12 protein-coding genes are annotated in these 14850 nt (G+C 37.4%); 11 read left to right on the plus strand and 1 reads right to left on the minus strand.

Annotated features, from left to right (window positions below):
- The first annotated feature begins 6 nt into the window (after window positions 1–6).
- The 9 genes from IZT61_RS14800 (at window position 7) to IZT61_RS14840 (ending at window position 10786) form a co-directional block, all read left to right on the plus strand.
- On the plus strand, window positions 7–990 hold the full coding sequence (locus tag IZT61_RS14800) for a glycosyltransferase family 1 protein (protein WP_196097791.1): 984 nt from the start codon (window positions 7–9) through the stop codon (window positions 988–990).
- The gene (locus IZT61_RS14805; RefSeq protein WP_196097793.1) at window positions 965–1957 is read left to right on the plus strand and encodes an STELLO glycosyltransferase family protein; all 993 of its coding nucleotides are present in this window, start codon (window positions 965–967) and stop codon (window positions 1955–1957) included. Before IZT61_RS14800 ends, IZT61_RS14805 begins: the two co-directional genes overlap by 26 nt.
- A 4-nt stretch (window positions 1958–1961) precedes the next feature.
- The gene (locus IZT61_RS14810; protein WP_196097795.1) at window positions 1962–3023 is read left to right on the plus strand and encodes a glycosyltransferase family 4 protein; all 1062 of its coding nucleotides are present in this window, start codon (window positions 1962–1964) and stop codon (window positions 3021–3023) included.
- Window positions 3023–4144, plus strand: coding sequence for a glycosyltransferase (locus tag IZT61_RS14815; RefSeq protein WP_196097797.1), 1122 nt, complete (start codon window positions 3023–3025; stop codon window positions 4142–4144). The genes IZT61_RS14810 and IZT61_RS14815 overlap by 1 nt, the downstream gene beginning before the upstream one ends.
- A 297-nt stretch (window positions 4145–4441) precedes the next feature.
- Window positions 4442–5377 carry an NAD-dependent epimerase/dehydratase family protein gene (locus IZT61_RS14820; RefSeq protein WP_230383716.1) on the plus strand — a complete coding sequence of 312 codons (936 nt, stop codon included), beginning with the start codon at window positions 4442–4444 and terminating at the stop codon, window positions 5375–5377.
- A 267-nt stretch (window positions 5378–5644) separates the two neighbouring features.
- Entirely contained in the window at window positions 5645–6622 is a 978-nt protein-coding gene (locus IZT61_RS14825; RefSeq protein WP_196097799.1) for an MraY family glycosyltransferase, read from the plus strand.
- Entirely contained in the window at window positions 6615–7163 is a 549-nt protein-coding gene (locus IZT61_RS14830) for a PglD-related sugar-binding protein (RefSeq protein WP_196097801.1), read from the plus strand. Before IZT61_RS14825 ends, IZT61_RS14830 begins: the two co-directional genes overlap by 8 nt.
- Window positions 7164–7207: 44 nt before the next feature.
- Window positions 7208–9142, plus strand: a complete 1935-nt coding sequence (locus tag IZT61_RS14835) for a polysaccharide biosynthesis protein (RefSeq protein ID WP_196097803.1) — start codon at window positions 7208–7210, stop codon at window positions 9140–9142.
- A 27-nt stretch (window positions 9143–9169) separates the two neighbouring features.
- Window positions 9170–10786: a gliding motility protein RemB gene (locus IZT61_RS14840; RefSeq protein WP_196097805.1), complete on the plus strand. Its 1617-nt coding sequence runs from the start codon at window positions 9170–9172 to the stop codon at window positions 10784–10786.
- A 291-nt stretch (window positions 10787–11077) separates the two neighbouring features.
- Here the strand turns inward: IZT61_RS14840 and IZT61_RS14845 are convergent, their stop codons facing one another.
- Complete coding sequence (locus tag IZT61_RS14845; RefSeq protein ID WP_196097806.1) at window positions 11078–11836, minus strand: sensor histidine kinase; 759 nt, start codon at window positions 11834–11836, stop codon at window positions 11078–11080.
- A 388-nt stretch (window positions 11837–12224) separates the two neighbouring features.
- Here IZT61_RS14845 and IZT61_RS14850 point away from each other — a divergent pair, with 388 nt between their 5' ends.
- Together IZT61_RS14850 and IZT61_RS14855 are read left to right on the plus strand one after the other, a co-directional pair.
- Window positions 12225–12872, plus strand: a complete 648-nt coding sequence (locus tag IZT61_RS14850; protein WP_196097808.1) for a response regulator transcription factor — start codon at window positions 12225–12227, stop codon at window positions 12870–12872.
- Window positions 12873–13000: 128 nt separating this feature from the next.
- Window positions 13001–14407 carry an exopolysaccharide biosynthesis polyprenyl glycosylphosphotransferase gene (locus tag IZT61_RS14855; protein WP_196097810.1) on the plus strand — a complete coding sequence of 469 codons (1407 nt, stop codon included), beginning with the start codon at window positions 13001–13003 and terminating at the stop codon, window positions 14405–14407.
- Window positions 14408–14850 lie beyond the last annotated feature (443 nt).

A 14850-nucleotide genomic window follows, 5' to 3' on the forward strand; every position in this document is an offset into this window, starting at 1 on the left:
ATGAAAATGCCGAGTTGGCAAATAGTTTATGAGTGGGAAGACGATTTTATAGAGGCTATGAATCTTAAAATGGTTAATGCCTTTAAGAAGATATTTTTTGATAACAAATTGTCTAGATATTTCATAAAAAAGAAATATGTTAACCGTTTAATTCGAAACGTAGATTTGATCACGCAAAGAGAAACAAAGGCGATAGCCTTCGACTTATTTCCAAGACCAACTTTCTCTTATATTACATCCTGCAATGTTATACCAATAATTATTGATTTCTGGCTTACGGAGGATCTGGATGCTTTTTATGAAAATTATCAAAATTGCAAATTTGTATGTATTTCCAGCTTGGAAGCATATAATTATTTAAAAAAGAAGAAATGTCCTCTAGAAATCTATCACCTCCCTTTGAGTATATCAGATCGTTACAATAACAGTGATAATTTTATGTCGAATAAGCGTTTCGATTTAATATTAGCTGGAAGAGAAAATTTAGTTTTGCAATCTTTTTTAGATATATATAAAGAACAACATCCTGAATTGAATATTGTGTATAGACAAATAGAAGATGGTAAAATAAATTTCTACTCGACTAAGGACGGATTTTTAGGGAATTTTAATAGTCGTAGTGATTATTTCAAACTGCTAACCCAATGTAAAATTGGATTTTATTCTACACCTGGCATCGATGGAGGAGAAGTCAGAACAGGGGGTGCTAATCCGGTAACACCTAGGTTTCTTGAGTTGCTAAGCGCAGGATGTAGAGTCGTTTCTCGTTATCAGAAAAATGATGATACGGAATTTTATGAATTAGAAAATATGACAGTTAATGCACTAACCTATGAAGTATTTTCAGAGACCATGGACGTATATCTGAATGAGCTGGAATTTCCCAAACATAAGTATGAAACATATCTGTCAAAGCACTATACGTCGGAACGAGTTTGCCAACTACAAAAAATCATAATAGAAAATGAAAACACACATCGTAATAACTAGTATATTTCCTCCAACTGAGGCAATCGAAAAATTTTCAGCGCTAGAGGATTTCCAGCTTACAGTAGTTGGAGACAAAAAAACACCTGAGGGCTGGAACTATCCTAATGTAAATTATCTATCAATCGCAGATCAAGAGAACTCCGGATTCTCACTTGCTAAGATACTGCCTTATAATCACTATTGTAGAAAGATGATTGGTTATTTACATGCCATTAAGAACAAAGCAAATCGTATTATCGATACTGATGACGACAACATCCCCTACGATAGCTGGCATTTTCCAGACCTAGAGGCGTCGCAAGATCACTTAAACGAAAATCTGGGCTTCATCAATATATATCAACTTTTCACAGAACAAAAGATTTGGCCTCGTGGGCTTCCTTTGAAACTTATTACCACAAAATACTCACTTGAAGAAGCTGTTAATGAAAAAAAGAGTAATGTTGGTGTGTGGCAAGGGTTGGCAGATGAGGATCCAGATGTAGATGCAATCTATCGTCTTACAAGTGATGAGCCCTGCTATTTTAACAAGCGAAAACCTGTTGTTTTGTCAAAGGGAACCCTTTGCCCCTACAACTCGCAAAACACAATGTATAGACAAGAATTGTTTTCTTTACTTTACCTACCTACATATGTAACTTTTAGGTTTACAGATATATTGCGTGGGTTAGTGGCACAACCAATTATGTGGTTATATGGATATCATTTAGGCTTTACTGAGGCTACAGTAATACAAAAGCGAAATCCCCATGACTATCTTAAGGATTTTATGTCGGAGGTGCCGATGTTCGAATATACGGAAACGGTGATTGAATTGGTCAAAAGTGCGATATCATCTGATAGATCAATAAATGAAAATTTGAGGTTAGCCTACCAGAGTTTACTGAACAATGGTATTGTAGAACAGCGTGAGCTAGATACGCTAGATGCATGGATTAATGATGTCGAAAACTTCAAATTAAAATAATCAGTTGAAGCAGCAGCAGAAGATAATTGTTATCGATTGTAGAATGATTTCTATGTCTGGTATCGGCACTTATTTACAACATATCATTCCCGGCATTATTAAGTCTAAAAAATTCACCGTTCATTGTTTAGGATATTCAGAGTTGGCTAATTACGAATGGGCTGATAAAGTAACTGTTAAACTAATGAAGGCAAAAATCTTGTCAATTGCGGAACAGTTAGAGTTGCCTTTTGCCATTCCAAAATGCGACATATTTTGGTCTCCTAATTGGAATGTTCCTTTGTTGCCTATAAAAGCCGTGTCCAGACTCGCAACTATTCATGATGTTTACCACTTAGCGAATGCAGAGAAATTTTCACCTGTACTGATTATGATGGTAAAAATATTTATGAAAAGACTGGCAATCTATCCTAAACTTGTAACTGTGTCTGAATTTTCAAAAAGGGAAATCTGTAGACTCACAAATGTGCCGACTGCTAAAATCGAGGTTATACCACTTGCACCAAAAGAAGTACAGATATCAACGGTGAGATCTGGGTTAGCTACAAACTATATTCTTTATGTAGGAAATGTAAAACCTCACAAGAATTTGAGGCTCGCATTAGAGGCTTTTCAAAGATTGAGCCAGGAGGAACTATCTTTCGTAATTGTAGGCAAAAGAGATGGATTCATAACGAATGATACTTCATTCGGTGATCTCATTAAAGAATTGGGAGCGAAAATTAAATTTACTGGTATTGTCGACGATGATCGACTGGCGGAATACTATAAAAATGCAACCCTCTTTTTATTTCCTTCATTATATGAAGGTTTTGGGCTACCAATTTTAGAAGCTATGGAGGCAAATATACCTATCATAGCGTCCAATGCTGCATCAATACCGGAAGTAGGGGGAGAATTGGTTCATTATTTCGATCCAACTGATGTTAACGATCTGCTGAGAAAGTTGAGGCTGTTTTTTGATGGCCAACTAAAAGATCTTACCGGTGGCTATCCCATGCATTTAAAGAATTTCAGCTGGCAGAAGGCGATTAATTCACATATTAAAATTCTTGAGACAATTTAATGAAGATTCTTCAAACAGTAAAATACTATGAGCCATCAAAAGGTGGAATGGAATCCGTGGTAAAGGACATTGTAAGTTCGATCTCGACCAAGCATAAGGACGTAAAATTTACTGTATATTCGAATAATCATACTCGGCTACTCAACAGGAATATTGATAGCGTCAACAATATTACGTTGATAAAGGAACGTACACCTTTTATTTTTAAGAGCCAACCACTCAATATTAAATACCGAAGCTTGACAAAGCTAATCGCTGACAATGAGATTATTCACCATCACTATCCTTTTCCAAATATGGAATTGGCATTGATCAGAAATATAGAGCTGCTTAGGCAGCGGAAGTTGATTATTACATGGCATGCTAACATTAAATCATCGAGATGGAGCTGGATCGGAAAATTTTATGACCCAATAATTAAACGATTATTAGATATAGCACAGCACATAGTTGTTACCTCTCCGCAATTATTGGAAAACTCCGACTTGCTCCTACAGTATAAAGACAAAGTAACGGTAATTCCACTGAGCTTCGATCCAGCACTAAGCTTGAATGTACTACCTAAAAAGTATCCTTTCAATAGGAATATAAAATTGCTTTTTGTAGGTAAGTTAAGAGAATATAAGGGGATCAAGTATTTAATAGATGCGGTTAAAGAACTCAATGTTAATCTAACAATAGTTGGCGATGGTGAAAACGCGACTAGTTTAGCAAAACAGGTCGAAATACTAAATATTGAAAGCAAAGTGGAATTTAAAAGTAATTTGTCTAACGAAGATTTAGGTAAGTGTTATTTAGATTCGGATATCTTCGTTTTGCCATCGATAAACGAGGCCGAAGCTTTTGGGGTTGTACAACTAGAGGCAATGGCAAACGCCCTACCAGTGATTAATACAAATCTAAAATCGGGCGTACCGTATGTGTCGTTGGCTGGCATTACAGGTGAAACGGTAAACCCAGCCGATTCAAATGAACTTAGGTTAGCAATCGAAAATCTAATTAGTCAACCTCAATTATTTGAAAAATATTCTGCAAATGCCGTTCGCAGAGTCGAAATGTTTTCAAGAAGTAAATTGGCTGAGAATTATTTAAAATTGTATTCAAGTGAAAGTGTAAAATAACAATAGCTTTTATTCGAAAATAGGCAAAATATGTTGGGGGAGTGGAAAATTAATCCAATGGATTGTGAAGGATACGGTAGAGGATTAATATCTAAAACATCTTCTAGGCTAAAATTAAAATTAATGAGAATGCAATCATTGTATGGACTAACATCGATAATAAGCCGCTGATTTGAGCAGCCCTTTAATAAAATGATATTTATGCGCCAGTATTTGTTATAATAAAGTATGAATGTATGATTAACGTTAAAGCTGCTAATTTTCGTAATTTCTCACGTTGGTGTAGCTGACAAAAATTTGGCTATCTCATTTAAATGTATTAAATATTTCTATCTCATTCTACATATGATTTTTGTAACAGGCGCCTCTGGTTTTGTGGGTAAAAACCTACTGACCTATCTACCTCGGTATGATGAAAATACGAAGCCCTTAAGCCGTATCGATTTATTTAAGAACATTGACTTTGATCATTCTGATGCCATGATCCACCTCGCTGGTAAAGCCCACGACCTCAAAAAAGCATCCAACCCTGATGAGTATTACGAGGTCAATTTCGAATTAACGAAAAAACTGTATGATGCTTTTCTGCGATCAGATGCTAAGAAGTTCATTTTTGTCAGCTCTGTAAAAGCAGCTGCTGATGTCGTCGAAGGGATATTAACAGAAGAGACCGTTCCAAATCCACAAACACATTATGGTAAGTCTAAGTTAATGGCTGAACAATATATACAGTCGCAACCTTTACCTGAAGGGAAGTCGTATTATATCTTAAGGCCGTGCATGATTCACGGACCGGGCAACAAAGGGAACCTAAACTTGCTATATAAATTCGTTCAAAAAGGAATACCTTATCCACTAGCTGCCTTTGAAAATAAACGGTCGTTTCTGAGTGTAGAGAACCTGTGCTATGTGATTAAAGAATTACTTGAAAAGGATGTTCCATCGGGAGTTTATAACGTAGCCGATGACGATTCATTATCAACAAATGAAGTTGTCAGAATTCTTTCAGAGTCCGAAGGCAAAAAAGCGAAAATATGGAAGGTGCCTGCGAATTTCATTCGTTTTGTTGCGAAACTTGGAGATGCTATTAAGCTTCCGTTGAATACGGAACGCCTAAATAAGCTTACTGAGAACTATATAGTAGATAACTCGAAAATTAAAAAGGCCATCAATAGCGATCTGCCAATATCAGCAAAGGAAGGCTTAAAAATTACCGCTAACTCTTTTAGATAGCAATTGATTAGTAGATTTGTCAAGATCCTCATAGCAGAATTCAATAGCCAACATTAATTATGAGTTTTAAGTCTTGAATAAACATATATTAACATTATTCTAAATCGTCATTGCCCCAAAGGGGCTACCTTGTAGCGAGGCTGGATACTAAGCGAGCCGAAGAAATCTATATTAATAAATCATGCAGATTGCTTCACGCCACCACAAGCGCCATTTACTTCGTTCGCAATGACGTACAAAACTCATAACCCAATTTAACTTAGCAAGATGTCTATCCTTTTTATAATTATCGTATTTGTCTCGCTTTTCGCCCTCGAAATCCTCTACTTCAAGCTAGCCGATCACTTCAACATCATAGATAAGCCCAATCACCGTAGCTCACATACTGCGGTAACCATTCGTGGTGGAGGAATTATTTTTACGTTGGCTGCATTAATATTCTTCTGCACTTTTAGCTTTCAATATCCTTATTTTATTTTAGGCTTATTTGCAATCAGTCTAATCAGTTTTTTGGATGATATATTGACATTAAATAACAAAATAAGGTTGGCTGTCCATTTGTTTTCCGTGCTGCTCATGTTTTATCAATGGGAACTTTTTAGCCTTCCGTGGTTTTGGCTGCCCATTGCTTTGATTTTTGTAATCGGAACCATCAATGCCTATAACTTCATGGATGGTATAAATGGTATTACAGGAGGATACAGTTTATTAGCAATCGCTACATTATATTACATCAACGAGTACATCGTATCCTTTACCTCAGCCGAGCTGTTAATAGTAGTTGGCCTTTCGTTACTTGTATTCAATTTTTTCAATTTCAGAAAAAAGGCAAAATGTTTTGCTGGCGACGTTGGTAGCGTGAGTATAGCATTTATTATTGTTTTTCTCCTTGGCCAACTGATCATACAGACTCAAAATTTTAGCTACGTTTTGTTATTATTGTTTTATGGGTTAGACACTGTAACAACAATTGCTTTTCGAGCCATTCGGAAAGAAAATATTTTTGAGGCACACAGAAGTCACTTTTATCAGTTTCTTTCAAACGAAAAAAAGTTACCCCACCTACTCGTTGTGGCGATTTATATTGGTGTACAGTTCATCATTAATCTCACAATTATTTATTTTATAGGAACTGATCTGCTATCGGCATTGTTTTTGATTATCGCTTCAGCAATGCTATTTCTGATCGTCCGTTTTAAAATGGAGGGGAAAGAGCGCTTACTTAAATATAAAAGTATTGACTGATTGGATAATTTACGGAGGTGGGGGTCACGCCAGAGTAATTGCCGATGCAATTAAATTAACTGGAGGCAACGTGATTGCTTATTTCGACGATAACACGTCTTTGTCGTCCATTAACGATGTTCCCGTTTTTTCTTACAGTGAAAATATTGCTCCGCACGCAAAATTGATTGTTGCTATCGGGAACAATCTATTAAGGAAGGATGTTGCCAGGAACATTGCACATCAATTCGGTACCGTTATCCATCCAAAGGCTACAGTTGCCGATGATGTTGTCATTGGCGAAGGAAGCGTCGTTTTAGCTGGTTCAGTAATTCAATCAGGAGCAATAATTGGTAAACATGCGGTGGTTAACGCCAATGTAACGGTCGATCACGATGTGGTACTCGACGATTTTACCAGCATTTACCCGAACGCTTATATCGGTGGAGGAGCCAAGGTTGGCATGGGCGCAACCATCGCTGCCTGCTCTGCGGTAGCAAGACTGATCGAAATTCCAGCCGTATTTGAAAACGATGCTGTTATGGAATTAGATTTGTATTAAACTTGTTTTAATATGTACCTTTACTAAAACTTACCTATTACATTTTGTTTACTCAAATTAATATAGTCCCACGCTGGGTCATTTTCATATTGGATTTGACAATATGCACTTGTTCCCTCATTTTTGCTTATTTACTTAAGTACAATTTAGATATAGATGCTTTCGACCTTCCCGAACTAGCCAGAAACCTTCTTGTAATTGGCGCAATAAATATTGCGGTCTTTTTTCATATCAGAACCTATACCGGTATTATTCGATATACCAGTGCGCAAGATTCCTTTAGGATATTGATAGCCGTGATTATTGGTAATGGAACTTTCTTTATCTTAAATTTAATCTCGCTCACCTTTTTCAATACGCCACTTATCTCTATTACAATATTAATTACCAATGGTTTAACCAGCTTTTTGCTCTTAATGACCTATCGGGTATTAATCAAGTATTTTTTCTTATATGTTAAAAACCTCAGCCTCGATAAAAAGAAAGTAATTATTTACGGTGCTGGCGAAGCAGGCTTAGCCACAAAAAGAACTTTTGATCATGATGGAAGCGTCAACAAAAGTATTGTTGCCTTTGTAGACGACGATTCTAGAAAAATTGGTAAGACGATTGATGGGATTAAAATTCTCGACGCCAAACAGTTAACCTATCTCATTAGTGAACACGAGTTGGATGAAATCATTTTTGCATCTTACACCATTCCCGACGATGTAAAAGACCAGGTAGTTGATCTTTGCCTCGAGAATGACGTCAAAGTGTTAAATATCCCGCCTGCAGATGTGTGGACGAATGGCAAGTTACAGTCAGCACAAATTCAGAAGCTAAATATCGAAGACCTTCTGAATAGAAAGCCCATCAAGATCGACATAGAAGGCATCGGACAAATGCTCAATAAGAAACGAATTTTGATAACCGGTGCAGCAGGATCCATCGGTAGTGAAATTGTTAGGCAGCTTTCTAAGTTCGATGTTGGGTTGATCATCCTGTGCGATCAATCTGAAACTGCGTTACATGAGCTTTACCTCGAACTTGAGGAGACCAACAAAACAAAAAATTTCCATGCTTTTATCGGCGATGTTCGCGATGAGCAACGCATGGAAAAACTTTTCGAGACTTATAAGCCACATTATGTGTACCACGCTGCGGCCTATAAACATGTTCCTTTAATGGAAGACAATCCTGCTGAGGCAATCAAAGCCAATGTTTTGGGCACAAAAACCATAGCCGATAAGTCTGTTAAATATGGGGTCCAAAAATTTGTAATGATCTCAACCGATAAAGCGGTGAACCCGACCAATGTGATGGGCGCTTCCAAAAGAATAGCAGAGATTTATGTGCAATCTTTAAATAATTCATTAAGTACCGACGGTTTTATTTTCAGCAACGGATTGCAATACATCAACGAGCTCAATGTGAAGCCAATTACAAAATTTATTACCACACGATTTGGGAACGTTCTAGGATCAAACGGATCTGTGATCCCACGTTTTACACAACAAATTGAAAAAGGTGGGCCGGTAACCGTTACGCATCCAGAGATTACACGCTACTTTATGACCATCCCCGAAGCATGCAGGCTAGTTTTAGAGGCCGGTTGTATGGGGAAGGGCGGAGAGATTTTTATATTCGACATGGGCAAATCGGTTAAAATTGTGGAGCTGGCAAAAAAAATGATCAGACTTGCAGGATTAGAGCCCAATGTTGATGTCAAGATAGAATATTCAGGATTGCGCCCTGGTGAAAAGCTGTACGAGGAGTTGCTAAACGATAACGAAAACACCATGCCAACCCATCATGAAAAAATTATGATCGGGAAAGTGAGGGAGTACGTATTTGCCGATGTTGAACAGCAATTGTATGCGCTTATTAATTCTGCAAAATTAAACAACGATAGGCAAGTTGTAATAAATATGAAAAAATTGGTTCCCGAGTTCAAAAGTAAGAATTCGGTGTTTGAAGAATTGGATCAAATTCTATAGCGATCAAATTTCAACGATCAAGTTAATATGAGAAAATACATTTTTATGGCCGTAATGGCCTTTTTTGTTTCTAAGGTAAATGCGCAAACTACTACGCCAAACGTTAATATTCCTTACGATTACCAATTTTACCAGAAACTGAACCCAGCTGTGTACGATCAGCAATCTAAATTCCATTCATCAATTAAAGGCTTTTTTGCCGATGATAGAGCATTGCAGATGCATTACGATTCGTTGATGAAGGCAGGAACCGATAGCCTTAACACAAGAAGTTGGGCACACCGCAAGCTTTTTCAAGAACACTTGCTCGAATTTAACGACGATGATTATCGCATATATGCCGATTTTCTTCCTGATCTGCAGGTCGGAAGAGATTTTGCAGGCGAAGGCAGAACAACATGGATGAACACCCGTGGCTTTCAGGTGGGCGGTAACGTTGGCGAGAAGTTCTCTTTTTATTTAAACGGTTTCGAAAATCAGGGGAAATTTGTCAACTATGTAAACAATTACATCGTTAAAAACCAGGTCGTTCCAGGTCAGGGATATGGTAAGTTGGCAACCGATCAGCAAGACTGGTCTTATGTAACCGCCTTATTATCGTATTCTCCAAATAAGCATTTAAACTTTGGCCTAGGTTACGACAAAAATTTCATTGGCGACGGTTACCGGTCGATGCTGCTTTCTGATGTATCGTCTAATTACTCATTCTTTAGAGTTCGAGCCACGTTGGGGAGTGTACAATACCAAACTATTTTTGCTTACATGCTCGATCCGGGATCGCCTAAATTGGCTTCTGAAAGAAGATTGGGCGATAGGGGCAAGTGGATGGCAGCCCATTATGTAGATTGGAATGCGACGAACCGCTTTTCAGTTGGCTTTTTTCAGGCTGTAACCTGGGCCGATGCCGAGCAAGAAGGTAAAAGGGGATTCGATTTTAACTATGTGCATCCTTTTATCTTTCTTAGACCAGTTGAGAACACCAATACAACTTCACCCGATAAAATGCGCCTCGGCTTCAACCTAAAATATGAACTATTGAAGAAAACGACGTTGTATGGTCAATTTATGTTTGACGAATTTACAGCTAAAGAATTTTTTGCCGGCAATGGTTATTGGGCAAACAAATTTGCCATTCAGTTCGGTGTAAAAGGTTCAGACCTCTTTAAAGCCAAGGGGCTGAATTATTTGGCTGAGTTTAACACTGCCCGACCTTATACTTACGCCCATTTTGATCGGATTTCGAATTATGCAAACTATAATCAATCTTTGGCCCATCCGCTTGGCGCAAACTTCAGAGAATTTTTGGGTATATTAAACTACAGTTATAAACGATTTGATCTCCAGGGTGAAGCATTATATGCACGATATGGTCTCGATGCGGATGGAATGAACTATGGCGGGGACATTTTTAAAAGCTACAATACCCGATCTGTACAGTATGGTAGTCACATAGGACAAGGCATAGGTACAGACTTATATTATTTAAAAGGCCAGGTAAGTTATTTGTTAAACCCCAAGTACAATTTCAGATTGGAAGTGGCTGCTACCTATAGAGATGAGCGCAATCAGGTCGGAATAAACAAGACAGGATTGTTGACAGTAGGAATAAGGAGCTCATTTAGAAACATTTACCACGATTTTTAACCGACTGCAAATCGATTAAAAAAGGGGCACTAGCCCGATTTTTTCTCTAGTTTATCACTATTTAATGATTGGTTAAACGTAAAAACAATAAAATTTAAAAAGACTTTGGTATAAAAGAGAGATTTTTTTAACGTTTTCATATGTTTTTATTAGGGTGCACCACCTTGGTGCAAACATTATACCATTAAACATTAAAAAGGGAGTAAAGTTTGTTTTTTAATCGGTAACTTTCATGTTACGATTTATTTTTAGATAAAAACAATTTAAATGTTATACTACTGTGCCACTCTCTTACGATACGTTACGGTCGATTGGGATTCGTACAAGGATGGATGTTCCTTTATAGTTCTCGATTTTTAACGTTCCTTTTAACTTCTGCGTTCTAAGCTTAATGTTTGCAAGGCCCATACCCTTTACTTTTTTCGCACTAGGATCAAACCCAACCCCGTTATCTTTAATGTTGAGCAAAATAATTCCGTTCGAAATGGCGATGTTCAGCTTTACCTCGCTAGCTTGAGAGTGCTTTATCGCATTGTGTGCAATTTCTTTCGCCAGCAAATATAACTCCCGTCGGCTTTGACTTTTTATTGTGATTTCAGGAATTTCGTTCGGCAGGCTTCCCTCAAATCTAATTCCCGAGTGCTCAAAAAACTTGCGAATTTGTTCTTCTATATAATAAATGATGTTGATCAAACTATCATTGTCTGAATTCGTGCTCCAAATTACCTCATTTATTTTCTCCGATATGTCGTTAATCATGTCGCTTAGCTGTCGTACTTCTTCAATGTCCGGCTTATTTTTCGCAGATAATTCTGCATACAACTTAATGGCCGAAAGTCCCGAACCTACCTCATCATGTATTTCGCCGCTAATCCTTTGCCGCTCTAATTTGATAAATTCATTTTGAGCAGAAAATTTGCTGTCGAACTGGTTTCTGTACGCCCTATTCTTTAATAAGATATATAGGATAACGCACAGAAGCACAAGTATTACAGAACAATAGAACCAGTAATTTGTAAAAACTAGCGAAAAAGAAAAATTTTTTGGCATTTGTAAATGTACTGTTTATATTAGGAATAACCGCTAAAACTTGAAATAATGTATAATTAAAGCTACATTTAATTAACTTTTTGTGGTTTTTATTTGTAGTATTTTTAATAGTACTAGTCGAAGTATTTAATATACTAATTAAATGATTTAAAAGGACATATTTAAATTTTAATTAACAATAAAATCATTATACCTTAGCAAAAGTTCTTAGGCACAAAAAAGTGCAAAGAATGTCGTCCCCCTACTTATTGAAATCACGGTGTTATTGGCTCACAATAATAGTGTGAAAACAAGAAAATTAAAAGCTTTTTCTGCTTTTAATATAGGTTTGATTTAATCTTAACGAATAAACGATTACAGTTAAATTAACATCCCTAATTCCTGTTTTATGATTTCCATCTCGATTGTAGAAGATCACGATCAATACCGCAACCTGCTAGTTAAGGCAATAGAAATGAATAAGCTCTTTAAAATTAAAGAAGTTTACTCATCTGCAGAGGAAGCTTTGGATCGCTTATATTATAATGCTCCAGATATTGCACTCGTTGATATCAAGTTAAAAACTCAATCCGGCATCGAACTTATTAAACAAGTTAAGCCACAATTGGCCTTTACACAGTTTTTAATGTGCACCAGTTATCAAAATGACGATAACGTATTCAATGCATTAAAGGCCGGTGCTTCTGGCTACATCCTTAAAGGCTCAACTGCAACCGAAATTCAGGATGCTATTCTTGATCTGTACAACGGCGGCGCCCCAATGAGTCCTTATATTGCCCGGAAAGTAATTAGCCTGTTGCATGGGCAACCAAGAAACGTAAACAGCTTTGGCTTAAGCGAACGCGAGCTCGAAGTACTCTCGCTGCTTAGTAAAGGTTTGTTATATAAAGAAATTTCCGACCGTTTATCTATCAGCCCGAACACGGTAAAAAACCATTGTAAAAATATATACAAACGTTTACATGTACAAAATAAGATTGAAGCCCTAAATAAATTCAATACTTATAGCATGAAATCTCACCATTTTATTGCCTAACAAAACACAGGTTTTAAAGCTTTAGCCATTTCGGGCTATTGCTTTATAGCCAAACAATTCGCCAATTTTACGCCCAGGTTTTACTGGTGAATGTTGATCTAACTTAATGCTCAAATAAATTATTAGTTATGAAAAGTAGACATGTATTTATTCTTATAAGTATCTTAATTGTTTGTGATGCTATTGCGATCAACTCCGCATTCGGCATTCTTTTCTTTTCAGGTGTGATAAAATCCCGCGATTTCGGTGGCATGGCCAACTGCTTAATGTTGTTGAATATCACCTGGATGCTATCAGCCATAATCAACACCACCTATTCTTTCAAAAACGTACAAACCACCGAGCTCTTATTTAAGAAAAGTGCTTTTACCTTTATATTGCAAGTGGTTTTAATGTTCGGCATCGGGTATTTTACGCTAAATATTATCGTTATTCCGCAATCGATACTTTACACCCTTCTGCTTAGCTTTTCGGCCATTACCTTAATTAGATTCGTTACCTATATTTTTGAGCGCTATTATTTAAAAATGGATCTTTACAAAAAGAACATCGCGATAATAGGCAATCAGGATCTGGGATCAAAACTCGAGAAATATTTCCGTAGCAATCGCTTATCTGTAAACTTTACAGGATATTATGGCGAGCTGGCCGAAGATACAGCGTTGGCTGAGCAGCCACTATCTCAACTTAAAAAAACCATTCGCTATGCTATTGAGAATGATCTTGATGAAGTTTATACCACTCAATTTCCAGATCAGTGTGCCGAACTAAATGAAGTGATTTCCTTAGCTGAACAAAATTGCGTTCGGGTTAAATTTGTCACTTCCTTTATCAAATATAAGCGTGAAGAAGAAAATTTCAAAAGCGCAAATTACCGTTTGAGTAGTTATTATGATGGTATTCCTATTTTAGTAACCCGGAAAGAACCACTAACGGCATTACGAAACAGGATTATCAAGCGTACTTTCGATATTTTGTTCAGCCTGGCGGTAATCATCTTTATCCTATCGTGGTTTTTGCCGCTGATGATGGTTTTGATTATGCTCGAATCGAAGGGAAATGCCATATTTGCGCAGCTTCGTTCGGGCCGTGATAACCGTGCTTTCTTTTGCTATAAGTTTCGCAGTATGAGGATGAACACCTTGAGCAATACCAAGCAGGCCGAAAGAAATGATCCGAGGATTACCCGACTTGGGGCGTTTATGCGCAAAACCAGTATTGACGAACTTCCTCAGTTTTTTAATGTTCTTTTTGGCGACATGAGTATTGTTGGCCCTCGCCCGCACATGCTAAAGCACACGGAAGAGTATAGCAAATTGATCGATCAATACATGATTCGCCAGTTTATTAAACCGGGAATAACCGGTTGGGCACAGGTGAATGGTTTTAGAGGCGAAACGAAAGAGCCGGGACAGATGCTGGCCAGGGTTAAGCACGACATTTGGTATATGGAGAATTGGTCGCTTTTGCAGGATATTAAAATTATCTATAAAACAGTTGCGAATGCAGTAAAAGGCGAAGAGAACGCTTTTTAATGCTAGAGTCCGAAAGTTGGGAAGTCCGGAGTCCGAAGGCTTGGTTAGATGTTTAAGCACTTCGACTTCGCTCAGTGTGACAGAAGCTTTCTAAGCTTGGATATAGAGAGTCCGAAAGTTGGGAAGTCCGGAGTCCGAAGGCTTGGTTATATGTTTAAGCACTTCGACTTCGCTCAGTACGACAGAAGCTTTCTAAGGTTGGATATAGAGAGTCCGAAAGTCCGAAGATTAAGAAGTAAAAAGAACGAATGAACGATCGTCATCCTGAATTTTTCATAACAAGTTTAGTTTTTAATGGCATTTAAGAGGGCAACGCCGTTTATTTCAGGATCTATTTAGCATGAACACTAAGCTGGAAAGATGCTGACCACGAAGTAGCTACAAGACATTTAAAAACACTAAGACACCTTATAAATCAAGTTCAGCATGACGAAGCGGCTGGG

The organism is Pedobacter endophyticus, from assembly GCF_015679185.1.
In the GTDB taxonomy this organism is placed as follows: Bacteria; Bacteroidota; Bacteroidia; order Sphingobacteriales; family Sphingobacteriaceae; genus Pedobacter; species Pedobacter endophyticus.

Coding starts and splice junctions, on each gene's coding strand:
- IZT61_RS14800 (WP_196097791.1), top strand. CDS start 7: ATGCCGAGTTGGCAAATAGTTTATGAGTGGGAAGACGATTTTATAGAG.
- IZT61_RS14805 (WP_196097793.1), top strand. CDS start 965: ATGAAAACACACATCGTAATAACTAGTATATTTCCTCCAACTGAGGCA.
- IZT61_RS14815 (WP_196097797.1), top strand. CDS start 3,023: ATGAAGATTCTTCAAACAGTAAAATACTATGAGCCATCAAAAGGTGGA.
- IZT61_RS14825 (WP_196097799.1), top strand. CDS start 5,645: ATGTCTATCCTTTTTATAATTATCGTATTTGTCTCGCTTTTCGCCCTC.
- IZT61_RS14840 (WP_196097805.1), top strand. CDS start 9,170: ATGAGAAAATACATTTTTATGGCCGTAATGGCCTTTTTTGTTTCTAAG.
- IZT61_RS14845 (WP_196097806.1), bottom strand. CDS start 11,836: ATGCCAAAAAATTTTTCTTTTTCGCTAGTTTTTACAAATTACTGGTTC.
- IZT61_RS14850 (WP_196097808.1), top strand. CDS start 12,225: ATGATTTCCATCTCGATTGTAGAAGATCACGATCAATACCGCAACCTG.
- IZT61_RS14855 (WP_196097810.1), top strand. CDS start 13,001: ATGAAAAGTAGACATGTATTTATTCTTATAAGTATCTTAATTGTTTGT.